The following is a 26,330-nucleotide window of genomic DNA, read 5'->3' on the forward strand; positions in this document are numbered from 1 at the left end:
GCACTTATTCACCTCAGAACGGCCAGTTATAGCTGCTGACCAGCGACAGCGGGTAGCGTTCCGGCTGCTGATAACAACGAATGCTTTCGGCGACCAGAGCGGAGCGCAGGTTGGGCGCCTGCAAAATCTCTTCGGCGCTCAGCCACAAACAACGGTCGATGTCACTGTCGTGCGGCTCGGTCGGCAATTGCTGCTCCAGCTCAATGACAAAGCAAAAGCGCAGGAACGGCGTGTTGTCCGGTGCGATCCACTGGTGCAGCTTGAGGAACGACTGCGGCGTGGCGCGAATGCCGGTTTCTTCCCACAGCTCGCGTTCTGCGGCTTGTACCAGCGTTTCATCGGACTCGAGATGGCCGGCCGGCTGGTTCCAGAGTGCCTTGCTGTTAATGGTCTCTTCGACGATTAAAAACTTGCCGGCGGCGTGAACTACGCAGGCAACGGTTACGTGCGGTTTAAACATGGAGGCCCCTTACAGCGAAGGATTGACGGGCGGACTAAAGTGAATCAAGGCATTTCCATTCACCGGGTTGCAGTTCCCCCAATGACATATTACCCATACTGTAGCGAATCAGTCGCAGGGTAGGGAAGCCGATATGTGCAGTCATGCGACGTACCTGGCGGTTTCTTCCCTCATACAGAGTGACTTTCAGCCAGGCCGTGGGGATCGACTTGCGTTCGCGGATCGGCGGATTGCGCGGCCACAGCCATTGCGGTTCGGCGACCAACTCCACGCCGGCCGGCAGGGTCGGGCCATCCTTGAGCGTGACGCCGTTGCGTAAAGCGACTAAATCGCTGTCCTGGGGCGCGCCTTCTACCTGCACGTAATACACTTTGCCGGTGCGTTTACCCGGCTCCGTGAGCTGCGCCTGCAGCTTGCCGTCATTGGTTAACACCAATAATCCTTCGCTGTCGCGATCCAGTCGCCCGGCGGCGTAAACATCAGGAAAAGGAATGAATTCTTTCAGCGTGGTGCGGCCGGCCTCATCGGTAAATTGCGGCAGCACATCGAAGGGCTTGTTGAATAACACCACGCGACGCGGCCCCTGCGCGATAGCAGGTTTGGCGGAAGCAGGCGGGCTGAATCGTTTAACTTTGTGATTTCTAACAGGGAATTTTTTCATAACAGTTGAGATTACGGATGATAGGCGCATTATAGCTGAATCCGTTTCGGATTGGCGCGGACAGAAAATTCCAGTAGTATCTACACGCATCTTACAAAGCATTAACAAAAATTGCGCTTGAAGGAGAGGTTGATGGAAAGCAAAGTAGTTGTTCCGGCAGAAGGTAAAAAGATTACGGTCGATGCCCAGGGTAAACTGGTTGTTCCGAATAACCCGATCATTCCGTTTATTGAAGGCGACGGCATTGGCGTCGACGTTACCCCTGCTATGATTCACGTGGTTGATGCAGCAGTAAAAAAAGCCTACCACGGCGAACGTAAAATCTCCTGGATGGAAATCTACACCGGCGAAAAATCCACTCACGTTTACGGGAAAGACGTGTGGCTGCCGGAAGAAACCCTGGATCTGATCCGTGACTACCGCGTTGCCATTAAAGGCCCGCTGACTACCCCAGTCGGTGGCGGTATTCGCTCCCTGAACGTGGCCCTGCGCCAGCAACTGGACCTATACGTGTGTCTGCGTCCGGTGCGTTACTACCAGGGCACCCCAAGCCCGGTTAAACAGCCAGAGCTGACCGACATGGTGATCTTCCGCGAAAACGCCGAAGACATCTATGCGGGTATCGAGTGGAAAGCCGGTTCTGCTGAAGCAGACAAAGTGATCAAGTTCCTGCGCGACGAAATGGGCGTGAAGAAAATCCGCTTCCCAGAGCAATGCGGTATCGGCGTGAAGCCATGCTCTGAAGAAGGGACCAAACGTCTGGTTCGTGCAGCGATCGAATACGCAATCACCAACGACCGTGACTCTGTGACTCTGGTTCACAAAGGCAACATCATGAAGTTCACCGAAGGTGCCTTCAAGGATTGGGGCTACGAACTGGCGCGTGAAGAGTTCGGCGGTGAGCTGATCGACGGCGGCCCATGGCTGAAAATCAAGAACCCGAACACCGGTAAAGAGATCGTGGTTAAAGACGTGATCGCCGACGCCTTCCTGCAGCAAATCCTGCTGCGTCCGGCTGAATACGACGTAATTGCTTGTATGAACCTGAACGGTGACTATATCTCCGACGCCCTGGCCGCACAGGTTGGCGGTATCGGTATCGCACCGGGTGCCAACATCGGTTCCGATTGCGCACTGTTCGAAGCGACCCACGGCACTGCACCTAAGTATGCCGGTCAGGATAAAGTGAACCCAGGTTCCATCATCCTGTCTGCAGAAATGATGCTGCGTCACATGGGCTGGTTCGAAGCGGCTGATCTGATCGTTAAGGGCACTGAAGGTGCAATCGCTGCCAAGACCGTGACCTATGACTTCGAACGCCTGATGGAAGGCGCTAAGCTGCTGAAATGTTCAGAGTTTGGCGACGCTATCGTTAAGCATATGTAATTTTCAGCATTGCTGAAAATGTTAACGGGGGCTTCGGCCCCCTTAGTTTTTCCCCTCTCAAAAAATTCTTCTGCAAAACTTCTGCAAAACGGATTGAAAAACGTACAAATTTCGTTATCGATTATTTCTCGTAAAAAACGTGATTGCACTAATACTAAACACATAAGTAATGTGATAGTTTTACGAAATCATCGTAATAGGGAATTTAAAGATGGTGACCTGCTCCCCGTTGATTAACACACCGCGATGTTAGTAATGTCTTCATAAGCCACATGAGGACATCCCCATGAAGAAGCGTTTTTCCGACGAACAGATCATCAGTATTCTCCGCGAGGCTGAAGCCGGGGTTTCTGCCCGTGAACTCTGCCGTAAGCATGCTATTTCAGACGCTACTTTCTACACCTGGCGCAAGAAGTATGGCGGTATGGAGGTGCCCGAGGTTAAGCGCCTGAAGTCGCTTGAGGAAGAGAACGCCAGACTCAAGAAGCTGCTTGCCGAAGCCATGCTGGATAAGGAGGCGCTTCAGGTGGCTCTGGGGCGAAAGTACTGACGACAGGCCAGAAGCGGGAAGCCGTTGAGTTTATGTGTGATGCGACCGGTCTGTCGCAACGTCGTGCCTGCAGTCTTACAGGTTTGTCTCTGTCGACCTGCCGCTACGAGGCTCAGCGTCCGGCGGCTGATGCGCATTTATCAGGGCGCATTACTGAACTGGCACTGGAGCTCAGGCGTTTTGGCTACCGCCGCATCTGGCAGTTACTGCGCCGTGAAGGGCTTCTGGTTAATCACAAGCGCGTGTACCGCCTTTATCTTCTCAGCGGGCTGGGTGTAAAACGCAGACGACGTCGTAAAGGACTGGCAACGGAACGTCTGCCGCTGCTCCGCCCTGCAGCGCCCAACCTGACCTGGTCGATGGATTTCGTCATGGACGCGCTGGCCACCGGTCGCAGGATAAAGTGCCTGACCTGCGTGGACGACTTCACGAAGGAATGCCTGACGGTCACTGTTGCCTTTGGGATTTCAGGTGTTCAGGTCACGCGTATTCTGGACAGCATTGCGCTGTTTCGCGGCTATCCGGCGACAATAAGAACTGATCAGGGCCCGGAATTTACCTGCCGCGCGCTCGATCAATGGGCCTTTGAGCATGGCGTGGAGCTGCGGCTTATCCAGCCCGGCAAGCCGACACAGAACGGATTTATTGAGAGTTTTAACGGACGCTTTCGCGATGAATGCCTGAATGAACACTGGTTCAGCGACGTCAATCATGCCAGGAAAACCATCAGCGAATGGCGTCAGGATTATAACGAATGTCGCCCGCACTCCGCGCTGAATTATCAGACGCCGTCTGAATTTGCAGCGAGCTGGAGAAAGGGTAATTCTGATAGTGAAGGATCCGACATTACTAAGTGAGCGTTGTATCTAATCCTGGGGGCAGGTCAGGTAAGTCTACACCTCGCCATTTTTCAATTGACCTGGAAAATTGTGAAGTCGGGGGGAGCAATAGCGTAAATGTCACCTTTTCTGGAGTAGAGGGTAAAGACGGTCGGCTTGGAATTTCAGGCACGGCCAGTGGCGCGAGTATTGCATTTACTGATGGCGCGGGCGAAGTGATTAAACTGGGATCGCCAAGTAAAAGTATTTCTCTCCAGAATGGGAGTAATACCCTTCCATTTACTGCTTACCTGCAAGGGGATGGCGTACCGGTAAATATTAAGCCGGGCGATTACCAGGCTTTGGCGCAGTTCACACTGAACTATCAATAACCTGTTTAATCCACTATTGAACACTGAGGCAACTGTATATGCAGTTGCCTTTTTTATTTGGAGATCACAATGGATCAAAAATTTTTCCGTATCCCCTTTGCCAGTGCTGGCGATAAACAACAAATTCCCGACGAGAAAAGCACAGAGGGTTTTGTCAGTTTTTCGAGGGCTGGGGAGAGGATTATCAAAAAGACTTGATGAGCGACGCCCGCGCCAAAGCGGTAGAGCGTGATGCGATGAACAGCATACTGAATGCCATTACGGTCGCACTGCGTCAGTATCAGACGGACAGCTTCCCTGAGTGGATCACGCCAGCGAACAACGGCGGCACGGCTTATCAGTATGGCGCTGGCGTGGTGGTCCGCCACCGTCAGGGTAATGGAGCATTTGCCTCTTATGTTTCGCTGGCGGAGAATAATGCAACTGAACCCGGTACCGAAGGTGCACAATGGCAAGCCTTTATCTACCGCCGGGCTACCCAGGGTGAAGCCGACGCAGGCACTGACGACACGCTAATTATTACCCCGCCCACGCTGCAGCAGGCCATTAAAAACGCCATTGGCGACATAACGACTGAGTTGGCACCGTTCCTGTTGCCAGTCGGGGTTATTGTTTCATGGGGCAGCATGACACCGCCTGATGGATGGATTGAGGCCAATGGACAGGGATTTGATATAGCCAAGAACCCCAAATTACATGCTGTATTCCCATCGGGCAATGTGCCTGACTTGCGAGGGAAGTTTGTACGTGGTTGGGCACATGGTTCAAATGCAGACCCTGATCCAGGCCGAAGCATGTTGAGTGAACAAGCGGCTGCTGACACGAACCATTATCACCATACGGGCAGGCTATGGGCTCCAGCAGGGAATAATGATGATATTTGGCTCATCAATCGAGGCGATGATAATAGCGGAGAGTCCTACGGGGCTTTCGTAGTCACCGGGGATAGTGGATGGTCACGGTTGGGGGGTATTCCTCCAGCGGCAGTGGGCAGTTTAGTGCTACGGGTAATCCGAAACGGTAGGATGGATCCTCAGGGATGGGTGACCCATATCCAGCAAATACGGCATTAATGTACATCGTCAAAACAGACCAGGCTGACAACATCAAGCCAGAGCCAACACCAACGAACATTATCGTAACGCCGTCATCGTTGAATATTGGTGTGGGTGCAACGCAGCAATTCAGCGCTCAGGTTCTGCCCGTCGATCTTGCCCCTAGCTTCCCGGTGACATGGGTAAGCACTAATACCGCGGTGGGTACGATTGATGGGAGCGGGCTATTCCGTGCTGTTGGCCCAGGCAGTACAGATATTATCGCGAGTGTCAGCTCGGGCCTGAGCGTGCGTGTGACTGTGCGGGTGGATATTCTATTAACGTCAATAACGCTGGCTGCCATTCCCGATCAGGTTGCGGGTAACACCTATGCGTTGAAAGTAACGAAAACACCATTGAATGCCACTGAAAACATTAGTTACGGTTCGACAGACAGTGCTGTGGGAAGTGTTACGGCTGATGGACAACTGATCGCTGCTGGAGAGGGAACGGCGACGATCAGTGTTGCCGGGGATGTTTCAGGGAAAAGTGCCAGTCGGGTTGTAAAAGTTACCGCTGCACCGGTGGTATCTGATTTTCTGGCAATTAAAAATAACTTGTCTGAAATTGCCGATGCGGGGGAAGTGGCGCAGGCCGAGTCTCAGAAGAACCTGGGCCTTGGGGCGTTGGCGACTAAGGATGCATTAACAGCGAAGGACACCGGCTCGGTGCCTGTGGTCGATAAAACGTTACCCGCAGGCACCGATCTAAACGATGTCACTGAGCCGGGAGAGTACTACCAGAACATGACCAGCAATGCCACGTTGGCGCTGAATTATCCTGAGGCACTGGCCGGCGCATTGAAGGTTATTCCGCACCGGGGTAGATAAGGGGGCCTGTCGTCAGGTGTATATGCCCTATAATTCAACGGTTGAGTACCGACGCTATGCTTTCGGCAGTCCGCTGGTGTTTTCTGCATGGAAGGCGTATTGAGTAAAGGGTCGGCGTTTGCCGACCTAATACAACCACCGTCCAGCCTTGGCTGATTTAATGAGCATATTTATGGTAAGAGGTTTTGGTGGCGATTTATCGTTAGGGAAATAGGTGCTGAAGTCCAATGTATCATGTTCAAGATGGAATTCCGTGAAAATCTCATCCAGCAAATCCATAGCTTCCTGTTCGTCAATTTTCATTGTGTAGTTCAGCGAACTATCGCCGGTCAGCATTGGTTTTTTTAAAGTAAGCCACGATCGTCCATTGTAAGGTTCCACCATCTCTAAAATACGCTTTTCAATGTCGACTACCATATCTTGTCACTCCCGCGGGCTATGGTGTTGTAATGAATCGTAGCTCTAAATGAAATCTCTGTTATATCTTTAGCCAAAATCACCCATCCAAGGACTGGTATCGCACGACCAACAAAAGTCCCCATTTTTCTTACCATGCGAATTTTTAATGTTGATGGAGGATAACCGCCTATTACTGAGGGCATTTTCAACCCGAAGGGGAACATTTTATTGCCGAAAACTTTGCGGGCTTGTCGAGATGCGAGAGATGTATCAGGTATAGCTGTTTTAAATTTCCCTCTTGTTGGCGATATGTTCCTCCCCGAATGGATAGCTGCTACGGCCGCAATATCCTGAATACCTAGTTGATCTGCCGTTTCTTCACAAAAAATCCAAAAGAACAACTCGCCAGCGCTCAGATTTTGCATACCCTTGTAAAAGTACGTCCCGCCTAATTCTTCAACCGTATCCATAACTTTTCCTTGTCATTTTAGTTGTTGCCTAACATACCAACTGAAGCGAAACATTTCTATGCTGGATGCTGATTTGGGAAAATGGCCCGGTTTTTGTTCTGAGGTGTGTTGCGGGATGCTGCCGCTTTAGTTCGAGAGAAAAAATAATGGTGTCCGATCATCATTTTTTTGATTACTGATTGCTCAAAATTTTTGCGGGGTTGTTCTGCAAAACTCAACGAAACCCACCGAGAATAAAGGCGTTTGAAACACGATTCAATGGATGTCAGAAAACAAAAAAAATCGGAATTTATTTATATATTTCAGATTGTTATTTTATCGGTAGTATATGCTGCTGCGTCACATGGGCTGGTTCGAAGCGGCTGACCTGATTGTTAAAGGCATGGAAGGCGCAATCGCTGCCAAGACCGTGACCTATGACTTCGAACGCCTGATGGAAGGCGCTAAACTGCTGAAATGTTCAGAGTTTGGCGACGCTATCGTTAAACACATGTAAGTGTGTTTTAGCGTTAAATGATAACGGGAGCCTGATGGTTCCCGTTTTTTATTATTCAAACCGCAACGGTTATCAAAACGTTATCAAAATAAATTATCAAAACCTAGTCGGTTTTCTCATCTTGCTTTGCTGAAAGACTTACTTTCAAAACTAGAATCAAGCAAGAAATTACTTCTATGGACTCTGAGGTGTCTGTTAAACCCGTGGCGATTCAGTTCTTTCCAGTGACTATTCTAAAAGAAGGGAATCATGAATAGCGTTCATTCAGGATTTAAAAAAACCTGCCGTCATTAATGCTTATTGTCGTCTCACTATGGCTGACAGGCTGTACCAAGGCGAATACTGAGGCGAACGCAGGGCCGTCTGCGGAGGGTGTCGATGATCTTTTTGCTGCCATTGACGGCAAAGCAACTCCTGCAGCAGGGGATGAGGTTAGCAACTATGCCTGGCAGGTACGCGCTGCGATTCAGAGCCATTTCTATGATGCCAACGCCTATGCCGGCAAGAAATGTTCTGTAAGAATGAAGTTTGCCCCGGATGGGATGCTTTTGTATGTCCGGTCTGAAAGTGGTGATCCCGCCCTTTGCCGGGCTGCTATAAAGGCAATCACAAATACCCGCTTCCCCAAGCCGCCGTCACAAGCGGTTTACGGTGTTTTTAAAAATTCCGTACTCGAATTTCGCCCCTAAGCGGCTGAATGAAAAAACTATCGTTCAACAGATGTGATTGTATTTTATGTTTGAACAACAATGGGAGCCGCAGGGCTCCCGTTAGGTTGCTTTGTGGTGAGCAGCCGAAAATCAATAAATTGATTTTCCTGATTTTTATTTATCGGCCTCTACTCGCTCTGGGCAGGAATGAGGTTTGTCATCAGTCTGACGGGAGCCGCAGGGCTCCGGTTTTTACTGGCAGTAAAAATCTCCGCAATATTTTAATCCACCTTGGTGGCATCAGGGTGATTCTTGCCTTCCTCGATAAAATCTTCATCAATCTCATCGGTGGTATCGGCACTGTCGCGGCCGGAAAGAATATTCCAGCAGGCGATGAACAGAGCGGCGATAAGCGGGCCGATGACGAAGCCATTAATGCCGTAAATCTCCATACCGCCCAGGGTTGAAATCAGGATCAGATAATCCGGCATCTTGGTGTCTTTACCCACCAGCAGCGGGCGAAGGATATTGTCGACCAAACCGATGATCACCACGAAGAAGCTCACCAGGAACAGGCCTTTCCACAACAGACCTGTGGCGAAGAAATAGATGGCGGCGGGTACCCAGATAATGGCGGAACCTACAGCAGGGATGATGGACAGGAACGCCATCAATGCGGCCCACAGCAGGCTGCCCTCGATACCGGTGATGTAAAACGCCAGGCCGCCGAGCGCGCCTTGCACTATTGCAACCACTACCGTGCCTTTCACCGTCGCGCGGGAAACCGCGGCGAATTTCACAAACAGATGATGTTTAACGTGCTCGGATAACGGTAAGGCTTCGAGCGACAGGTTAACCAGATAAGGGCCGTCTTTCAGCAGGAAGAACAGCAGATAGAGCATTACGCCAAAACCAACGGCAAAGTTGAAGGTGCCTTTACCGATCAGGAACACGCTACCGGCAAGATATTGTCCACCCTGCAATGCCACCTGTGAAAGTTTCTTTTGTATTTCTGCTGCGTTGTCGAGGTTATGCTCGGTAAGGAAATGGCGGGCCCAGCCAGGCAGCACCCGCAGGGTATCGGCCAGAACTACCGGGAATTGGGCGTTATTACCCTGTAATTTGGTGTAGACGACGTTAAGCTCAATAGCCAATGAAGACGCAATAATCGCCAGGGGCGTAAATACGATCAGACAGATTACTGCGACCGTCAAAAGCGACACCAGGCCGTTTCGCTCCCCCAGATACTGTTTAAGTTTTTGCTTCACTGGATGGAAAATCACCGCCAGTATAATTGCCCACAGAGCCGACGAATAATAGGGACCCAATACGTCCAGAAAAGCAGCGGTAACTATGAAAAGGATCAGAATAAAGAATCCCTTTGAAATACCCTTAGACATCATACGCGTCCCTCTGATGATAGATTTCTCCGCCAATGCCGGTATTCAACGGCATTGACACTTCTTGAAGATTAAACCCTATCATCACAAACGCGTAACAGGTAGTGGATTTTACAGATGAAATATTAATGAAACTTATCAGTCATCATCTGTTCAGCAGGGGGATTTGAGGGGGGAGATGCAGGCTTATTACAACAAAATCCCCCAGCCTGACTAACCCGTTACTCTTTGCGAATGAACGTAGGATTAATTACAGGCCTTGGCGATGGGCGGGCGTTGGGTCGAAAACTGTGTGCGCTCCGCCGATGCCGGCGCCAACTGGGTGGAGTTTCGCTCAGGCCCCGTATCGGGGCCTGAGACTGCTACCTGCTGAAAACCTCAGTTCGCACAATGATAGCTAACTTATTCACCATATTGATTTTAACGTGGAATACATAACCGCAGAGAATGTGGATTATGTGGCTCGAAGCATTAGAAATATCTTTAAATTCTGTTAAGTTGGCCGCTGGCCTAATCACAAGGAGAGAACGATGTTAGAGCAATACTATCCGACGACGATGAGCTCCAAATCGATCACGGATGAGCAACATAAAAGACTGGTGGCGGTGCAAGCGGCGCTGGAGCTGATCAAGGCCACGCTGTCTGATACCAACGACGGTAACGGCGTGGATTTTCAGTTGAAGGCCGCAGAAAAGCACATTGGCCCGATGGCTGATGCGATCCAGGAAGCGCTGAAATAAATTACGCCAGTGATGATTAACCGCCTAATGGGGGGTTATGCTACTCGTGTGGGAAAATTAGGATTTTTTGTCTAGTAATCGTGCAGAAATATTGACAAAAGTCCTTCAGGATTATTTTAGGGAACAGGCGGAGGAGAGCATTGATGAAGGATGTGCATATCGCACTTTCGGGCGGCTGTGTGAGGTTGGCCTATCCGGGAGAAAACGTTCTGGATTTCACCGATAACCTGTCATTTGGGCCGCTGTGCACACTGGATGACGCACAAGGTCTGCAGGATCGAACCCGCTGGTTTCAAGAGTTGTATCAATCTGTTCACGCCCCCGAATGGGACACTTCTTTACAGCGCCTGGCGGCGATGGAAAGCCTGAAAATACGGTTGGCCGCGGTAAGCGGGCAGGTGACCCTGTGGATTGGCGATAATTCCGATGAGCAATTGATGTTGCGGGCGCTGTTGCCTTTGCTGGCGGAAAATGCCGTTTTTGTGGTTAACGTCACCGAACTTGCCGGATGTGATACCACCGGTAGTTGTCCGATTGAAACGCTCGAATCCTTGTGGATCCGGCGGCGTGAGTTGACAGCGGAAGACCGAGCTACGCTTATCGCCGATTGGCAGCGTCTGTTGCAGGACAATGCGCGGGTGCGAATTTTCACTCAGGGAGGAATACAGGGCAAAACCCAGGACTTCCACGATCCACTGCTGTTACAACATTGTCCGAAGGATTTCACTCAGGGTTCCAAAGTCGTGGGCAACGCGATGGTCAATTCACCCTATTGGGTGGGCGACACCTTTTTGAACTTCCGGCTGTACGCACTAATAGAACAGGGCGTCTTGCAGGCGAAGATTGGCGGGGTCAACATGAATCGACTTCAGGTACGGCAGGCTTAACCTTACTTACCCGCGCGGTGTTTTTTGTGCTGTGCTGCGGGAAAACCGTTTTTCACAGGACAGCAGATCTGCTTATAATGCCTCACTGACTGTATAAATAAACAGGCGTGGTGCGATGACACTGAAGTTGGATGGTGAAAAGATTGTTCGTAACCGGTTTACCGGCGAAAAAATTGAAAACGGCAGCTTTATCAACTGCGATTTTTCAGGCACCGACCTGACGGGAACCGAATTTATCGACTGTCAGTTTTATGACCGCGAGAGTCAACAGGGCGGTAATTTCAACCGTGCGTTATTGAAGGATGCCAGCTTCAAAAACTGTGACCTGTCGATGGCTGACTTCAGAAACGCCAGCGCGTTAGGTATCGAAATCCGTGAGTGCCGGGCGCAGGGCGCAGATTTTCGCGGCGCCAGCTTTATGAATATGATCACCCCACGCACCTGGTTTTGCAGCGCATACATAACCAAAAGCAACCTGAGTTACGCCAATTTTTCGAAAGTGGTACTGGAGAAGTGTGAGCTGTGGGAAAACCGTTGGAACAGCGCGCAGATCCTGGGGGCGACTTTTAGCGGTTCGGATCTGTCCGGTGGTGAGTTTGCGTCGTTTGATTGGCGTGCCGCCAATTTTACCCACTGTGATTTGACCAACTCGGAACTCGGTGAGCTGGATCTGCGCAGCACCGATCTGCAAGGCGTAAAGCTGGAAAGCTACCAGGTGTTTCAGATGATGGAGCGGCTGGGTATTGCGATTATCGGTTAAGCGAGACTGGCGTTCCTGCTTTTGTAGCGCCTGATTGACAAGCCAGCGGAGGGTAAGGATTTTATCACTTTATCGGCATCCGGTGTCGAGAACTTATTGATTTGTCAGGTTTATGTTAAGGTTTTATTACAATTAAACATCAACACAATAATAAAATGTGTGTTGACGCCAGCAGTACAGAGATTGAGGATAAATGGCGCAATGCGGATGTGGTGGAAGGGACTTGATTTTAAATAGCGCTTGCTTAAATAAATCCCTCGTGTATAAATAGCGTCATCGGTTTGTAGTACAGACCTTATGAAAGCAGTTTTAGTAAAGCAGTTCTCAGTATTAGTGATATCCCATAGATACCTCTTCTTCCGCGAATTTCCTTCTCTAGTGCCCAAGTAAGTTTCCAATAAAAACAGACCTCAATCGCCTTATGGCGTCTCAAAAAAATAAAGGAAATATCTATGTCTACTAAAATGACTGGTTTGGTAAAATGGTTTGATGCAGGTAAAGGTTTTGGCTTTATCTCCCCGGCTGACGGCAGCAAAGACGTGTTCGTACACTTCTCCGCTATCCAGAGCAATGATTTCAAAACGCTTGATGAAGGTCAGCGCGTTGAATTCACTATCGAAAACGGTCAGAAGGGTCCTTCTGCCGGCAACGTAGTAGTTTTATAATTTATAGGTAGTGTTTTGTTTCTTACGATAGCGAAGATGGTAAAAACCGGAGCAGATAAGAAATAAAAGAATTACCTGAATAAACTCCGGGATTACCCGGAGTTTATCTAAAAATAATTATGCTTGGCGTATTTCAATAACCATAGGTTTCACTGACCATAGTTATTGGCAACAGAAAAAGAGATTGGCGTCGTAATAATAATAGCGGTCGCGATTGAGTCTATTTTCCTGTTGTGAAAAAGTTGTGCTTAGGCTGCGTAAGGTTGGAGTGTTGGACGGACGCTTACGCCATAACATGACAGTCGGGAAAGTGACCGACAAACATTGATGACCCTGGCCTGTGCCGGGGTTTTTTTATGCCTGCGGGCCGCCAAACGACGCTGCTGTCAGCATTTCTATAATCGTTGCTTATCGGTAAACGGTGATATAGGGCCGCCACTGAACTTATTGATTAATTATAATACAATAAGTAAATAGTCGTGAAGATGTATCTTTTTTAGTCTCATCAATGAGTTGGCCTAATTCCGATAATGCCGGTCCTGACACATTGAATTTGCGGTAAATACCTCTTTTTGATTATAAAACCGCACGTTTTGACTGTCCCTCTCCGCCCATGAGTTTTATCCTCGGACTCAATCAGTATTTGTATGATTTATAAAAATACATTCACATGGAGGAGTTCTTATGCGTTTCGACAATAAAGTGGTCATCATCACCGGGGCAGGCAACGGGATGGGGGAAGCGGCGGCACGCCGATTTTCCGCTGAGGGCGCAACCGTGGTGCTGGCTGACTGGGCAAAGGAAGCGGTAGATAAAGTGGCGGCCTCGCTGCCGAAAGGCAAGGCACTGGCGGTGCATATCGACGTTTCTGACCACGTCGCGGTTGAAAAAATGATGAACGAAGTCGCGAAGAAATTTGGTCGCATCGACGTATTGTTAAACAATGCCGGTGTGCATGTGGCGGGTAGCGTGCTGGAAACCAGCGTAGCTGACTGGCGTCGCATCGCCGGGGTCGATATCGACGGCGTGGTGTTTTGCTCCAAGTTTGCCATGCCGTATCTGCTGAAAACCAAAGGCTGCATCGTTAACACCGCTTCGGTTTCTGGCCTGGGCGGCGACTGGGGCGCGGCATACTACTGCGCAGCCAAAGGGGCGGTGGTAAACCTGACGCGTGCCATGGCGCTGGATCACGGCGGTGACGGCGTGCGGGTGAACTCGGTGTGCCCGAGTCTGGTAAAAACCAATATGACCAATGGCTGGCCGCAGGAGATCCGCGACAAATTCAACGAACGCATTGCTTTGGGCCGAGCGGCAGAGCCGGAAGAAGTGGCAGCGGTGATGGCGTTTCTGGCCAGTGACGACGCCAGCTTTATCAACGGTGCCAATATCCCGGTTGACGGTGGGGCGACCGCCTCAGACGGCCAACCGAAGATTGTTTAAGCGGTAATCATCAGGCCCGATGAAGCTAAACGCCGGGCCTGCAAGCTTTACACCCCGATCCGATCGCGCAGGGTGTAGTAGGCTGCACCAATGGCGGTAAACGGAATTTGCAGGTTGCGACCGCCGAAGAACGGCAGGTGCGGCAGCTTGGCAAAGGCGTCGAAACGTTCCGCATCGCCCTGCAATAACTCGGCAATCAATTTACCCGCCAGATGGGTACAGGTCACGCCGTGGCCGCTGTAACCCTGCATGTAATAGATATTATTTTCCAGTCGGCCGAACTGCGGCATACGCGACAGCGTCAGCAGGAAATTACCGGTCCAGCGGTAGTCGATATTCACCCCTTTCAACTGTGGGAAGGTTTTCAGCAGTTTGGGGCGGATCAGATTGTCGATATCGTCCGGATCGCGAGCACCGTACACCACGCCACCGCCGTACAGCAGGCGGTTATCACCGGTAATGCGGTAATAATCCAGCAGATAGTTACAGTCTTCGACGCAGTAATTTTGTGGGATCAGCGACTGCGCCACTTCCGGTGCCAGCGGCTCGGTGGCCACCACCTGGGTGCCGCACGGCATGCTGCGTTTGGCCAGTCTTGGCTCCAGCTTATCGCCCAGATAAGCATTACCGGCCACGATCACATAGCGCGCCTTCACCTGCCCATTGGCGGTACTGACGATAGCCGGTTCGCCGTGGCGGATGTTGGTCACGGCCGATTGTTCGAAGATCCGCCCACCCTGCAGGCGAATGGCTTCGGCTTCTCCGAGAGCCAGATTCAATGGATGAATATGACCACCGCTATGATCCAGCAGCGCGCCGATGTAGCGCTCGCTGTTGACCTCTTGACGAATGCGCCCAGCATCCAGCAGTTCAAGTTGAGTATTACCGTAGCGTTCCCAGTTCTGCTTCTGCTCGATCAACGCGTGGTATTGCCGGTTGTTCAGGGCGGCGAAGATGCCGCCGGGGCGATAGTCACATTCGATGGCGTACCTTTGGATACGGCTGCGAATGATCTCTGCGCCTTCAAACATCATACTGCCGAGAACGCGGGCGCTTTCTGCTCCATAGCGTTGTTCAATCACGTCAATATCGCGACTGTAAGAGTTGACCAGTTGGCCGCCATTACGGCCGCTGGCACCGAAACCGATGCGCGCAGACTCCAGCAGCACCACGTTATAGCCGGCTTCCACCAGAAACAGTGCGGAAGACAGACCGGTGTAGCCACCGCCGACGATGCAGACGTCGCATTCAATAGAATCATTCAACTGCGGGTAGGGGGCGTGGCCGTTGGCCGAGGCCGCATAATAGCTTTTCACATGTTCAGTCATGATATCTGCCCTTATTCCAGCGAAATCCAGGTGGTTTTCAGTTCGGTGAATTTTTCCAGCGCGTGCAGCGATTTGTCGCGACCGTTACCGCTTTGCTTGTAGCCGCCGAAGGGGACCGTCATATCGCCGTCGTTGTAGTTATTGACGAATACCGTACCGGCTTTTAACTGGCGTGCCAGTCGGTGAGCGCGGGACAGGTCACGTGTCCAGATGGCGGCGCCCAGACCGTAGTCGCTGTCGTTGGCCAACTGCATCGCCTGCTGTTCACCGTTAAAACGGGTGACGGCCAATACCGGGCCGAAAATCTCGTCACGCGCCACGCTCATGGTGTTATCCACCTGGGTCAGAATGGTCGGGCCGAGGTAGCCGACATGGCCGTTCTGTGGGTGTTCGCGGCCGTCGAGGAACAGGTTGGCACCCTGGCTCAGGCCCTGTTCGATGTAGTCGGCCACTTTCTCGCAGTGACCCTGATCGATCAGCGTACCCATCATCGTCGCCGGATCGAGCGGATCGCCTGGGGTGAAGGCTGCCGCATGTCGTCGTAGCGCCTGTAAGAACGCCTGCTGAATACTCTCTTCCACCAGCAATCGGGTGCCGGCAATGCACACCTGTCCCTGATTATAGAAGATGCCGACGGCGGCACTCTGAGCGGCCTTGTCCAGATCCGGGCAGTCGGCAAAGATGATATTGGCGCTCTTGCCTCCGGCCTCCAGCCACACCCGTTTCATATTGGATTGGCCGGCGTAAATCATCAGTTGTTTGGCGACCTGGGTGGATCCGGTAAAGGTCAGGGCGTCGACGTCGTTGTGCAGCGCCAGCGCCTTGCCGGCGTCAAAGCCGTAGCCTGGAACAATATTCAGCACGCCGTCCGGCAATCCGGCCTGTTGGGCCAGCTTGCCCAGATAGATGGCGGTCAACGGAGATTTTTCAGAGGGCTTAAGGATCACGCTGTTGCCGGTGGCCAGCGCCGGGCCGAGTTTCCAACAGGCCAATAACAGCGGGAAGTTCCACGGCACGATGGCGCCAATTACGCCGATAGGCTCTCGTTCAATCAGCGCCAGCGCATCACCGCCGGTAGGGGCGATTTCGCCATAAACCTTGTCGACTGCTTCGGCATACCAGCGCAGGCAGCGGATTGCCCCCGGCACGTCGTCGCGTAGGCTGTGACGGATCGGTTTGCCGGTATCGAGCGTTTCCAGCAGCGCCAGTTCTTCCTGGTGCTGTTCCATCAGGTTCGCCAACTGCAGCAAAGTGGCTTTGCGCTGCGCCGGAGCCGCTCTGGACCAGTCGCCGCGATCAAACACTTCACGCGCTGCGCTGACCGCCAAATCAATATCGACGCTGCTACCCCGTGCCACTTGGGTCAATTCGCGTTGCCCGGCAGGATCCTCCACGGCAAAGGTTTGGCCTTCAGTGGCCTGCTGATAGCGGCCATTGATAAACAGTCGGTTCTCAATTTTCAGGGCTTGCGCCCGATGTTGCCAATACTGCAAATGGTGGAAGTCCATACCTTGCTCCGTTGATCAGAATGTCGTCGGCGTATGGGCGCTGATAATCCGGCAAATCCGCGCCGACGTGTTGCTGAAACTGTGGGGAATGCCGGTGTTGATGGCGTAGCTCTGGCCAGCCGACAGGTGATAGGTCTGCCCGTTGACCTGCAGTAACACTTCGCCTTCCAGCAGGGTGCCGATCTCTTCCCCCTGATGCTTGATACGTTCGCCGGTGGTGGTACCCGGTTCATAGGTTTCGATCATCATCGCCAGGGTGCGATTAGGGTCGCCGTTGTGGATCAATTTCATCGAGACCCCCTGGCTGCCAATCTCAATCAGATCCTGGTTGTCGATAACAATCTGTGGTTCATCCGGTATTTCCGGTTCGGCGAAAAACGCCGACAGTGACAGCCCGTACACCGTCAGCAGCTTTTGTAAGGTGCTGATGGCCGGGCTGACCTTGTCCTGCTCGATTGTGCTGATGGCGCTATGGGTTAATCCTGACAGTTCGGCCACTCGGCGCTGCGACAATCCCAATTGCAGGCGGATTTGCGACAGGCGTTTTCCCGGTGCCAAGCTGACATTGCTCATGGGCGTTTTTCCTTTTGATAGTTCCGGCAGGCGTTAATGAACCCCTCAAACAGCAGGCGTGACAGGGCGTACTCCTCGCTGTTCCATTCCGGGTGCCATTGCACTCCCAACGCGAAAGGCTGGTCGCGCAGGCTGATGGCCTCCACCAACCCATCGGCGGCATGGGCCTCAATGCGTACGCCGGGGCCAAGGGTTTTTGCCCCCTGGCCATGCAGTGAGTTCACCCAGAATCGGTTGCAATCCGGTATCAGTTGCGAGAGCAAGCCGCCTTCCTGAACGATGACTTCGTGGGCGGGGGCATATTGTTGTTCCAACGGCAGGTCGTGATCTTCACGGTGCTCGAGCAGTTCGGGTAATTCAAACAACCGACGGTGCAGGGTGCCCTGACTGGCGACCACCATTTCTTGCATACCGCGGCAAATGGCGAAAAGGGGAATGCGCCTGTCGAGCGAGTGGCGGATCAGCGCCAGGCTCAATTCATCTCGCCCGGGATCGGCGTCAGGCTCATCGCCGTTTTCACCATAAAGGTGCGGCTGCACATTACTGGGGCTGCCTGGCAGCACAATACCGTCGAGGTGCTCCAGCAATTCTTCCAGCAGTTTCGGCTCCGCCAGCGCGTGTGGCAGGGCGATTGGCAACCCTCCTGCAGCGACTACGGCATTTAGGTACTTTTCTTGCAAGGTCTGAGTGAGGTGCCCGTTTAACCTATACCTGCACATTACTACGCCGACCACCGGCCTGTTAAATATATTGCCCATACTGTCCCCTTGGTATGTTCGAAATTATGAACGATAAGCTTCTCCACTGCCATTTTCGTTCAATATTTTATAAATCTAGCAGTCAAATGGGCAATATTCAAACTCAAATTAACACTTGCAAAACAATTTTGTTGCATCTATGTTTCATTGGTGGGCATTATATTGAGCAAGATGGTCAAAAAACATCGACGGCAATAAGTGTGAGAACCACAGACAAAAACATACATGGCGGGTGAATCATGCAGACCAACATAGTAGAAGTGGAAAACTTTGTTCAGCATCATGAAGAAAAGCGAAGTAGCGCGTTCCAGCGTGAAGTGAAGAACTACCTGGATCGTTATCCATTAACTCAGCACGTTGATGTTCTGCTGACCGACCTTAACGGCAGCTTCCGCGGCAAACGTATTCCGGTCGCTGGGTTGAGCAAGCTGGAGAAGGGCTGTTACTTCCCGGCGTCGGTGTTTGCGATGGATATTCTCGGCAACGTGGTGGAGGAAGCTGGACTGGGGCAGGAACTGGGGGAGCCGGACCATATCTGCGTGCCGGTACTGGGCACCCTGACGCCGTCGGCGGCGGACCCGCAATATATCGGCCAGGTGTTGCTCACCATGCTCGATGAAGATGGTACTCCCTTTGACGTTGAACCGCGCAATGTGCTGAACCGAGTGTGGCAGCGTTTGCGTCAGCGCGGGCTATCCCCCGTAGTAGCGGTAGAGTTGGAGTTCTATCTCATCGATCGACAGCGCGATTCGGAAGGCTATCTGCAGCCGCCGTGTGCGCCGGGCACCCAGGAGCGCAATACCCAAAGCCAGGTCTACTCGGTCGATAATCTTAACCATTTTGCCGACGTGCTGAGCGAGATTGACGAATTGGCGCGCATGCAGGGCCTGCCGGCCGACGGCGCGGTGGCAGAGGCTTCACCCGGTCAGTTTGAAGTCAACCTGCATCATACCGACAATGTCCTGCAGGCCTGTGACCATGCCCTGGCGTTAAAACGCCTGATCCGCATGGTGGCAGAGAACCACAACATGCAGGCCACCTTTATGGCCAAGCCCTACGAAGAGCACGCCGGTAGCGGCATGCACGTTCATATCAGCATGCTGGACCGGCAGGGCAACAACGTACTGGTTGATGACGACGGTGAAGACTCCGCGCTGCTGAAACAGGCGCTGGCCGGGATGATTGCCCTGATGCCTTCTTCTATTGCGTTGCTGGCACCGAACGTTAATGCCTACCGCCGTTTCCAGCCGGGCATGTACGTGCCGACCCAGGCGTCCTGGGGGCATAACAACCGCACCGTGGCACTGCGCATTCCCTGCGGCGATCGCGACAGTCATCGCGTGGAGTATCGCGTAGCCGGTGCTGATGCCAACCCTTATCTGGTGATGGCAACCATTCTGGCAGGTATTGTCTACGGCCTGGAAACCACGCTACCGCTGCAAGAGCCGGTGACCGGCAACGGGCTGGAGCAGGAGGGGCTGCCGTTCCCGATCCGCCAAAGCGATGCGCTGTATGAATTTGAGCATCAGCCGGTACTGAATGCACTGCTGGGTGAAAGGTTCAGCCATGTTTACCTGGCTTGTAAAACCGATGAACTGGTGCAGTTTGAGCGCCTGATCACCGAAACCGAAATCGAGTGGATGCTGAAAAACGCCTGACCCGCTCGACGCCAATCCTACCGCGCGCGTATGGCGCATTCCGCCGGCTATCCTGTGGCCTGCGATGCTGCGCGCTGCGGTAAAGCATTGCTTCCACTTTGGCGTACAGGACGCCGGCGAGGAAATAACCATGACAGCCATAACTGTTTCATCCGTCTGCGCAGGTATCTGCCTGTGCCGCGGTGAATACGGGCCAGCCGCTGGCCGAGTTTTATTGTCTTTACATCGCACCTCCCGCCGCCTGAGCAGCAGTTTCCCCGCGGCCTCTCTGAATGACGCTAAACGGTTACCAGCAGAGGACAACGAGGGGAAGAGCCATGACGACTAATGTGACTGACGTTAATGAGGCGGCCAAGCCGCAACTGCGCAAAAGCCTGAAGCTGTGGCAGGTGGTGATGATGGGGCTGGCCTATCTGACACCAATGACGGTGTTCGACACCTTCGGCATCGTTTCCGGCCTGACCGATGGCCATGTACCGGCCTCCTATCTGCTGGCGTTGGCCGGCGTGCTGTTTACCGCCATCAGCTACGGCAAGCTGGTGCGCCAATTCCCGACCGCCGGTTCGGCCTACACCTATGCGCAGAAAGCCATTAATCCGCACGTCGGTTTTTTGGTGGGCTGGTCTTCACTGCTCGATTATCTGTTCCTGCCGATGATCAATGCCCTGTTGGCGAAGATATACCTGACTGCACTGTTCCCTGAAGTGCCCCCGTGGATATGGGTTGTGGGTTTTGTGATTATTATTACCGCCATCAACCTGAAAAGCGTCAATCTGGTGGCCAACTTCAATACCCTGTTCGTACTGGCCCAGGTGGCGATCATTGTGGTATTTATCTACCTGGTGGTACGTGGCCTGCACAACGGTGAAGGGCTGGGGACGGTGTGGAGCCTGCAACCCTTCGTCAGCGAAAATGCGCATTTACTGCCGATTATCACCGGCGCCACCATCTTGTGTTTCTCGTTCCTTGGTTTTGATGCGGTAACCACGCTGTGTGAAGAAACGCCCGATGCCGCCAGGGTGATCCCGCGTGCTATCTTCCTGACCGCGCTGTATGGCGGGGTGATCTTCATCAGCGTCTCATTCTTTATCCAACTGTTTTTCCCTTCCATTCAGCGCTTTCATCAGCCGGATGCGGCACTGCCGGAAATCGCGCTGTACGTGGGCGGCAAGCTGTTCCAATCGATTTTCCTGTGCGTCACCTTTATCAACACCCTGGCCTCGGGCCTGGCGTCGCATGCCAGCGTTTCACGGCTGTTGTATGTGATGGGGCGCGATAACGTGTTCCCGGAAAAATATTTCGGCTATATCCACCCGAAATGGCGCACGCCATCACTCAACGTGTTGCTGGTGGGGCTGGTAGCCCTGTCCGCGCTGTCGTTCGACCTGGTCACGGCGACCGCATTGATCAACTTCGGTGCGTTGGTGGCTTTCACCTTCGTTAACCTGTCGGTGATCAGTCATTTCTATATTCGCGAGGGGCGGAACAAGAGCTGGAAGGATCGCTTCAACTATCTGTTCCTGCCATTGGTCGGGGCGTTAACGGTCGGTGTGTTGTGGTTAAACCTGGAAAAAAGCTCGCTGACCATGGGGCTGATCTGGGCGGTTATGGGCTTTGGTTACCTGGCGTATCTCACCCGGCGTTTCCGCCAGCCGCCACCGCAGCTGGAGCGACAACCGCAGCAATAACTGAGTCAGGCGGGTTTTCCCGCCTTAGTTTGATGGCAAACACCCGAAAAACGTGGTTTTCGGATGTTTGGGGTAAATCAGAAGACATAATCCTTTGTTTTTATTAGCCCTTAAAACGGGACTTTAACCGCAAAGAACTTTGTCAGCAGTCTGAGGCGGGTTTTCCCGCCTTTCTTTTTTGTCCGTCGGACAGTAGAGTGAAAATACTGATAAAAAATAACCGATTGGATCACCTCGATGTCTTCACTCCCCGTTTCGTATAAAGCCACTTTGCTCGGTCTGCTGGCGATCCTGTTGTGGAGCAGCGTGGTTGGTCTGATCCGCAGCGTCAGCGAAGGGTTGGGGCCTATTGGCGGTGCCGCGATGATTTACAGCGTCAGCGCGGTTTTTCTGCTGTTGGCGCTCCGGCTACCCCATCTTCGCCATTTTCCACGCGCCTACCTGATCCTCGGCAGTCTGCTGTTTGTCAGCTATGAGATCTGTCTGTCGCTGTCGTTGGGCTATGCCAACACCCGCCTGCAGGCCATAGAAGTAGGGATGATCAACTACCTTTGGCCCTGTTTCACCGTACTGATGGCGCTGGTGTTTAACGGACAAAAGGCCAAATGGTGGCTGTTGCCTGGATTATTACTGTCATTGTTCGGAATCGGTTGGATCATGAGTGGTGAGGGCGGCTGGTCGCCAGTGCAAATGCTGGCAAACGTACGCAGTAATCCATTGAGTTATTCGCTGGCCTTTGGTGGCGCGATAATTTGGGCGTTATATTGCAACCTGACCAAGAGAATTGCCCAGGGCCATAACGGCGTGGTGCTGTTTATTACCCTGACCGCCGTTGCGCTGTGGGTGAAATACGCCTTTAGCCACGAGAGCGGCATGCAGTTCTCGCTGCCGGTGACCCTGACGTTACTCTGTGCTGGCATGGCGATGGGAGCGGGGTACGCGGCGTGGAATGTGGGTATTTTACACGGCAATATGACGCTGTTGGCGACGGTATCCTATTTCACTCCGGTGCTGTCGGCGGTATTTGCCGCACTGGTATTGAATACCGCACTGACCGCCAGTTTCTGGCAGGGCGTGGTAATGGTGACTCTGGGATCGTTAATCTGTTGGTGGGCAACCCGAGGAAACTAACGGAAATGATCCGCCGGTTGCCCAATGTTGAACTAGAATCTAACTAGCAGACAAACATGAAGGAACATAAAAATGAGAGACGATATCCAATTTATTCAGCAGCCAGAGATTGACGGTGGAAGTTATATGCGCGGTGATACCGTGCGCCTGACTACTGCCAATCTGCGCCATGAATATCAGCTTGATGTCAGCATTCTGCGCCGGGAAGACAAGCTGATTTATGGTTCGGTGATCGCCGCCGCGCCGAAGGTGGATATCCCGCCCAAAGAGTGGGAGATCCAGCCGGGGCAAGAGGTGGTGTTCCGTAAGGAAAATATCGCCAAGGCGATACCTTCAATTAGCTGAATCCTGGCAAGAGTTCCTCCGTTTTCCTCAGCAGTATTCCCAAGAAAAGCCGGCGCTAAAAACGCCGGCTTTTTCATTTCTGCGACAGACCCGGTTACTTTTTTGTGCTGAGCACAATTGGCACAGAAACTGCTTAAAAAATCACCGTGCATGACAAAAATCACAGCGATCGTGAATTTTCATGAAACATAATTTGACAAGTGTTAACGCAATCGATTACCTATTCGCGAAATACATAACTGGATCACAGATTCTTACACCCGGTGATTTCTATAATGCGCGCGTCGCCCAAGAAGCTTGTAAGCGGAGGCAACGCCAGGTGTCGTCAGACTCATTGTCATCTTTTCTAACGGGCAGGAAATGGCCCTTTAAGCATGTGGTAATAAAATGAAAAAAATAGCTCTCGCAGCAGGTGTCCTGCTCGCAGCGTCTTACAGTGCATCATCAATGGCGGATAGCAAAGACAGCCAATACGTCTCGGATTGGTGGCACCAGAGCGTTAACGTGGTAGGCAGTTACCACACACGTTTCGGACCTCAGTTGAACAACGACGTCTACCTGGAGTACGAAGCCTTCGCTAAAAAAGATTGGTTTGATTTCTATGGCTACGTCGATGTGCCTAAATTCTTCGGCGTTGGCAACACCCCGGATCGTGGTATCTGGGACAAGGGCTCACCGATGTTTATGGAGATCGAACCTCGTTTCTCTATCGACAAACTGACCGGTACCGATCTGAGCTTTGGTCCATTCAAAGAGTGGTACTTCGCCAACAACTACATCTATGACCTGGGCCACAACACCGACGGCCGTCAGAACACCTGGTACATGGGTCTGGGCACCGATATCGAAACCGGCCTGCCAATGAGCCTGTCGATGAACATCTATGCCAAATACCAGTGGGAAAACTACCAGGCTGCCAACGAAAACAGCTGGGATGGCTACCGCTTCAAGGTGAAATACTTTGTGCCGCTGACTCAACTGTGGGGCGGCAATCTGAGCTATATCGGCTTCACCAACTTTGACTTTGGTTCCGATCTGGGCAAAGACAGCAACTGGACCGACGGCACTGGCAAACAGGTTCGCACCAGCAACTCGATCGCTTCCAGCCATATTCTGGCGCTGAACTACGATCACTGGCACTACTCCTTCGTGGCTCGTTATTTCCATAACGGTGGCCAATGGCAGGATGGGGCAGATATTGGTACTCCACAGGGGCCAATCAAATCTACCGGCTGGGGTTACTACCTGGTTGCCGGTTATAACTTCTGATTTTCCGTGGTATCAGAAACAGAAAACCCCGCTTTGGCGGGGTTTTTTTTCGTCATCACTGCACTTGTTCAGCGGGCAAATGTCGCACCGGCATAAATAATCGTCCTTTGATTACGTGGCATTCATTATCAATCCAACTGATGATTTGTTCACGACTCACGCCTTCAGATTGCGCGTAGCGGTGAAGATCGCCATTAAAGTGCTGCGTGATATATTCCATGAGGGTCATTTGCATGTCTTTTGCTCCTGAACGCCCACCCGTTGCCAACTGGCCACCGCGGGAGGTTAAGGTTTCTCAGACGCTGAATTTAAAGTATTGGCAACCAAATCTCAACAAAAAGCACTGTATCGGTGCATCTGATGTCTAATTATGGGGAAAAAGAATCCCGCACTGAGCGGCGGGAAGTCGTCCGAATTATCATTCTGGATGATAATAAATGATTTGAGGTGCGACGAAAAAGAGCAAGCTAACTCTTTTTTGTGACACTGCCAAACTACGACAAGGCTTATTTTGCTGCAAGAAAAATCTGGGCTGAAATTTCGGTTTTACCGAATTGTTTTGCGTTGGAATAATATTTGGCAAGATTGCCTGCCAAAGGTCTCTAAATGGGATCAAACTCTCAGAGTTTTCCGTATGCTTTATGTGGGAAATTAGGTTTATAGTGACGTTAATAACCCATGCAGGAAGTGAAATCATGAGCAAACGTCGTACTACTCTCACAGTGCTGGCGCTGATTGTTTCGATGGGCCTGTCATCCGCCCCGGCCTTGGCCGAGAAAGGGGGCAACGGTAATGGTCATGGCAACAGCGGTAATCATGGCAACAGCGGTAATCATGGTAATAGCGGTAATCATGGCAATAAAGCCAAAGGCAACGAGAGTGACCAGGGGCTGGTTTCCGTCAGTATTTCCCGCGATCGTGCACGATCACTGGCACGAAACTATGGTTTGACCGGCTACCGCTCTTTGCCGCCGGGGATTGCAAAAAATCTGGCGCGTGGCAAGCCGCTGCCTCCGGGTATCGCCAAGAAAATGGTGCCATCATCTATGTTGCGCGATCTGCCTTACTACCCGGGCTATGAATGGCGTATTGCCGGTGACGATCTGGTGCTGGTGGCGTTGAGTACCGCCCTGGTGGCCTCGGTGATCAACGGCGTATTTAACTAAGTTACGCTTTCCGTTTTAAAGCCTCGCTTCGGCGAGGCTTTTAGGTTGCTGACAAAGCAGGAAAAAACGTGGTTTTTCCTGCTTTGTGGTGATCAGCCGAAAATCAATAAATTGATTTTCCTTATTTTTATTTATCGACATCTACTCGCTCTGGGCAAGAGTGAGGTTTGTCATCAGTCTAAAGCCTCGCTTCGGCGAGGCTTTTTTATTTGCCTGAAGAGCAGAGAACGTGGTGAACTCATTTCCCGGTTATTTTCGAGAAGATAAGGGAATTGTCATGTTCAGGACGTTATTGATTGCCTGCTGCTTGGTCAGCTTTTCAGCGCTGGCGGACGGTGGTGCGGCGCTCGGCGAGCTGGTTAATCAGCGGCTGGCTTATATGAAAGACGTTGCCGGTTACAAGGCGCAGCAGCATTTGCCGATCGAGGATTTGGCGCAGGAGTCTAAAGTGTTGGTCAGTACGCAGGCTGAGGCAGAACGCCTGGGATTGGATCTGCTTTCGGTGCGGCCATTTATCATGGCGCAAATGGATGCCGCTAAGGCAATTCAGTACCGTTTCCGCGCAGACTGGCTGGCACAACCGGAAAATGACTGGCAGCCGCGCCCGCTTGATAGCGTGCGGCCACAAATAGCCGAACTCAGCAGCCGCATTTTACAGCGGCTGGCGCAGCGGTTGAAAACCGGCCCGCTGACCGAAGCGGCCCGTAACAGTTTCATCCAGGCTTTAACGCAGAGCAATCTCAGCGAGGCCGATAAGCAGCGGATGTTTACCGCATTACTGGCCGTTCGGGCCGGCAAACCGGGGTGA

The 26,330-nt window shown here is 52.1% G+C and carries 29 protein-coding genes and 2 pseudogenes; 21 read left to right on the forward strand and 10 right to left on the reverse strand.

Going from position 1 to position 26,330, the window contains the following annotated elements; translation table 11 throughout:
• Positions 1-13: 13 nt before the first annotated feature.
• Together ACUTQ5_RS08880 and rluE are read right to left on the reverse strand one after the other, a co-directional pair.
• Complete coding sequence (locus ACUTQ5_RS08880; RefSeq protein WP_445650950.1) at positions 14-460, reverse strand: NUDIX hydrolase; 447 nt, start codon at positions 458-460, stop codon at positions 14-16.
• 34 nt (positions 461-494) lie between these two features.
• Positions 495-1,121, reverse strand: coding sequence for a 23S rRNA pseudouridine(2457) synthase RluE (gene rluE, locus ACUTQ5_RS08885; protein WP_445650951.1), 627 nt, complete (start codon positions 1,119-1,121; stop codon positions 495-497).
• A 132-nt stretch (positions 1,122-1,253) separates the two neighbouring features.
• Between rluE and icd the strand changes: the two genes are divergently transcribed.
• The 6 genes from icd (at position 1,254) to ACUTQ5_RS08915 (ending at position 6,191) form a co-directional block, all read left to right on the forward strand.
• Positions 1,254-2,507, forward strand: a complete 1,254-nt coding sequence (icd, locus tag ACUTQ5_RS08890; RefSeq protein WP_112362581.1) for an NADP-dependent isocitrate dehydrogenase — start codon at positions 1,254-1,256, stop codon at positions 2,505-2,507.
• Between the two features lie 286 nt (positions 2,508-2,793).
• A protein-coding gene (locus tag ACUTQ5_RS08895) for an IS3 family transposase (RefSeq protein WP_445650952.1) occupies positions 2,794-3,914 on the forward strand; the annotation gives its coding sequence in 2 pieces (ribosomal slippage) (positions 2,794-3,052 and positions 3,052-3,914; 1,122 coding nt in all).
• Positions 3,911-4,267 carry a fimbrial protein gene (locus tag ACUTQ5_RS08900; protein ID WP_445650953.1) on the forward strand — a complete coding sequence of 119 codons (357 nt, stop codon included), beginning with the start codon at positions 3,911-3,913 and terminating at the stop codon, positions 4,265-4,267. The genes ACUTQ5_RS08895 and ACUTQ5_RS08900 overlap by 4 nt, the downstream gene beginning before the upstream one ends.
• Before the next feature lie 69 nt (positions 4,268-4,336).
• A complete protein-coding gene (locus ACUTQ5_RS08905) occupies positions 4,337-4,465 on the forward strand; it encodes a hypothetical protein (RefSeq protein ID WP_445650954.1) in 129 nt (42 codons plus the stop codon).
• Positions 4,465-5,340: a tail fiber protein gene (locus ACUTQ5_RS08910; RefSeq protein WP_445650955.1), complete on the forward strand. Its 876-nt coding sequence runs from the start codon at positions 4,465-4,467 to the stop codon at positions 5,338-5,340. Before ACUTQ5_RS08905 ends, ACUTQ5_RS08910 begins: the two co-directional genes overlap by 1 nt.
• Complete coding sequence (locus ACUTQ5_RS08915; protein ID WP_445650956.1) at positions 5,307-6,191, forward strand: Ig-like domain-containing protein; 885 nt, start codon at positions 5,307-5,309, stop codon at positions 6,189-6,191. The genes ACUTQ5_RS08910 and ACUTQ5_RS08915 overlap by 34 nt, the downstream gene beginning before the upstream one ends.
• 126 nt (positions 6,192-6,317) lie before the next feature.
• Here the strand turns inward: ACUTQ5_RS08915 and ACUTQ5_RS08920 are convergent, their stop codons facing one another.
• Together ACUTQ5_RS08920 and ACUTQ5_RS08925 are read right to left on the reverse strand one after the other, a co-directional pair.
• Entirely contained in the window at positions 6,318-6,608 is a 291-nt protein-coding gene (locus ACUTQ5_RS08920; RefSeq protein ID WP_445650957.1) for a DUF1493 family protein, read from the reverse strand.
• The gene (locus ACUTQ5_RS08925; protein WP_445650958.1) at positions 6,602-7,060 is read right to left on the reverse strand and encodes an STM2901 family protein; all 459 of its coding nucleotides are present in this window, start codon (positions 7,058-7,060) and stop codon (positions 6,602-6,604) included. Before ACUTQ5_RS08925 ends, ACUTQ5_RS08920 begins: the two co-directional genes overlap by 7 nt.
• Positions 7,061-7,388: 328 nt before the next feature.
• On the opposite strand from ACUTQ5_RS08925, the pseudogene ACUTQ5_RS08930 reads away from it, so the two are divergent.
• Both ACUTQ5_RS08930 and tolA read left to right on the forward strand, forming a co-directional pair.
• Positions 7,389-7,556 (forward strand): annotated as a pseudogene (locus ACUTQ5_RS08930) (isocitrate/isopropylmalate family dehydrogenase); the annotation flags it as partial.
• Positions 7,557-7,849: 293 nt separating this feature from the next.
• Positions 7,850-8,245 carry a cell envelope integrity protein TolA gene (tolA, locus tag ACUTQ5_RS08935; RefSeq protein ID WP_445650959.1) on the forward strand — a complete coding sequence of 132 codons (396 nt, stop codon included), beginning with the start codon at positions 7,850-7,852 and terminating at the stop codon, positions 8,243-8,245.
• Positions 8,246-8,487: 242 nt separating this feature from the next.
• Here tolA and ACUTQ5_RS08940 read toward each other — a convergent pair whose 3' ends face one another.
• Positions 8,488-9,609 (reverse strand): AI-2E family transporter, encoded by a 1,122-nt coding sequence (locus ACUTQ5_RS08940; protein ID WP_445650960.1) that lies wholly within the window; start codon positions 9,607-9,609, stop codon positions 8,488-8,490.
• Positions 9,610-9,859: 250 nt separating this feature from the next.
• Here ACUTQ5_RS08940 and ACUTQ5_RS08945 point away from each other — a divergent pair.
• The 6 genes and pseudogenes from ACUTQ5_RS08945 to ACUTQ5_RS08970 form a co-directional block, all read left to right on the forward strand.
• Positions 9,860-9,979: pseudogene (locus ACUTQ5_RS08945) on the forward strand (hypothetical protein); the annotation flags it as partial.
• 157 nt (positions 9,980-10,136) lie between these two features.
• Positions 10,137-10,346: a hypothetical protein gene (locus ACUTQ5_RS08950; RefSeq protein ID WP_445650961.1), complete on the forward strand. Its 210-nt coding sequence runs from the start codon at positions 10,137-10,139 to the stop codon at positions 10,344-10,346.
• Between the two features lie 143 nt (positions 10,347-10,489).
• A complete protein-coding gene (locus ACUTQ5_RS08955) occupies positions 10,490-11,233 on the forward strand; it encodes a DUF3658 domain-containing protein (RefSeq protein ID WP_445650962.1) in 744 nt (247 codons plus the stop codon).
• Between the two features lie 115 nt (positions 11,234-11,348).
• On the forward strand, positions 11,349-11,993 hold the full coding sequence (locus ACUTQ5_RS08960; protein WP_445650963.1) for a Qnr family pentapeptide repeat protein: 645 nt from the start codon (positions 11,349-11,351) through the stop codon (positions 11,991-11,993).
• Positions 11,994-12,445: 452 nt separating this feature from the next.
• Positions 12,446-12,658 (forward strand): transcription antiterminator/RNA stability regulator CspE, encoded by a 213-nt coding sequence (cspE, locus tag ACUTQ5_RS08965; RefSeq protein ID WP_012006483.1) that lies wholly within the window; start codon positions 12,446-12,448, stop codon positions 12,656-12,658.
• Between the two features lie 684 nt (positions 12,659-13,342).
• Entirely contained in the window at positions 13,343-14,098 is a 756-nt protein-coding gene (locus ACUTQ5_RS08970; RefSeq protein WP_445650964.1) for an SDR family NAD(P)-dependent oxidoreductase, read from the forward strand.
• Between the two features lie 47 nt (positions 14,099-14,145).
• Here ACUTQ5_RS08970 and ACUTQ5_RS08975 read toward each other — a convergent pair whose 3' ends face one another.
• Genes ACUTQ5_RS08975 through puuD form a run of 4 tightly spaced genes read right to left on the reverse strand, consistent with a single transcriptional unit; the run spans position 14,146 to position 18,265 of the window.
• A complete protein-coding gene (locus ACUTQ5_RS08975) occupies positions 14,146-15,426 on the reverse strand; it encodes an NAD(P)/FAD-dependent oxidoreductase (RefSeq protein ID WP_445650965.1) in 1,281 nt (426 codons plus the stop codon).
• An 11-nt stretch (positions 15,427-15,437) separates the two neighbouring features.
• The gene (gene puuC / locus ACUTQ5_RS08980) at positions 15,438-16,934 is read right to left on the reverse strand and encodes an aldehyde dehydrogenase PuuC (RefSeq protein WP_445650966.1); all 1,497 of its coding nucleotides are present in this window, start codon (positions 16,932-16,934) and stop codon (positions 15,438-15,440) included.
• Positions 16,935-16,949: 15 nt separating this feature from the next.
• Entirely contained in the window at positions 16,950-17,507 is a 558-nt protein-coding gene (gene puuR / locus ACUTQ5_RS08985) for an HTH-type transcriptional regulator PuuR (RefSeq protein WP_445650967.1), read from the reverse strand.
• Positions 17,504-18,265, reverse strand: a complete 762-nt coding sequence (gene puuD, locus ACUTQ5_RS08990; RefSeq protein ID WP_445650968.1) for a gamma-glutamyl-gamma-aminobutyrate hydrolase — start codon at positions 18,263-18,265, stop codon at positions 17,504-17,506. Before puuD ends, puuR begins: the two co-directional genes overlap by 4 nt.
• A gap of 239 nt (positions 18,266-18,504) precedes the next feature.
• On the opposite strand from puuD, the gene ACUTQ5_RS08995 reads away from it, so the two are divergent.
• The 5 genes from ACUTQ5_RS08995 (at position 18,505) to ACUTQ5_RS09015 (ending at position 24,356) form a co-directional block, all read left to right on the forward strand.
• Positions 18,505-19,923: a glutamine synthetase family protein gene (locus ACUTQ5_RS08995; protein WP_445650969.1), complete on the forward strand. Its 1,419-nt coding sequence runs from the start codon at positions 18,505-18,507 to the stop codon at positions 19,921-19,923.
• Between the two features lie 317 nt (positions 19,924-20,240).
• Positions 20,241-21,611 carry an APC family permease gene (locus ACUTQ5_RS09000; protein WP_445650970.1) on the forward strand — a complete coding sequence of 457 codons (1,371 nt, stop codon included), beginning with the start codon at positions 20,241-20,243 and terminating at the stop codon, positions 21,609-21,611.
• Positions 21,612-21,848: 237 nt separating this feature from the next.
• Positions 21,849-22,742 (forward strand): aromatic amino acid DMT transporter YddG, encoded by an 894-nt coding sequence (yddG, locus tag ACUTQ5_RS09005; protein ID WP_445650971.1) that lies wholly within the window; start codon positions 21,849-21,851, stop codon positions 22,740-22,742.
• A gap of 72 nt (positions 22,743-22,814) precedes the next feature.
• Entirely contained in the window at positions 22,815-23,087 is a 273-nt protein-coding gene (locus ACUTQ5_RS09010; RefSeq protein ID WP_174352580.1) for a hypothetical protein, read from the forward strand.
• A 387-nt stretch (positions 23,088-23,474) separates the two neighbouring features.
• The gene (locus tag ACUTQ5_RS09015; protein ID WP_445650972.1) at positions 23,475-24,356 is read left to right on the forward strand and encodes a nucleoside-specific channel-forming protein Tsx; all 882 of its coding nucleotides are present in this window, start codon (positions 23,475-23,477) and stop codon (positions 24,354-24,356) included.
• 55 nt (positions 24,357-24,411) lie between these two features.
• Here the strand turns inward: ACUTQ5_RS09015 and ACUTQ5_RS09020 are convergent, their stop codons facing one another.
• Positions 24,412-24,591, reverse strand: a complete 180-nt coding sequence (locus ACUTQ5_RS09020) for a hypothetical protein (protein WP_041418544.1) — start codon at positions 24,589-24,591, stop codon at positions 24,412-24,414.
• Between the two features lie 460 nt (positions 24,592-25,051).
• On the opposite strand from ACUTQ5_RS09020, the gene ACUTQ5_RS09025 reads away from it, so the two are divergent.
• Positions 25,052-25,522 carry an anti-virulence regulator CigR family protein gene (locus tag ACUTQ5_RS09025; protein ID WP_445650973.1) on the forward strand — a complete coding sequence of 157 codons (471 nt, stop codon included), beginning with the start codon at positions 25,052-25,054 and terminating at the stop codon, positions 25,520-25,522.
• A gap of 277 nt (positions 25,523-25,799) precedes the next feature.
• Positions 25,800-26,330, forward strand: a complete 531-nt coding sequence (locus tag ACUTQ5_RS09030) for a chorismate mutase (protein ID WP_445650974.1) — start codon at positions 25,800-25,802, stop codon at positions 26,328-26,330.

The sequence above is a fragment of the Serratia sp. NA_112.1 genome (assembly GCF_052691715.1).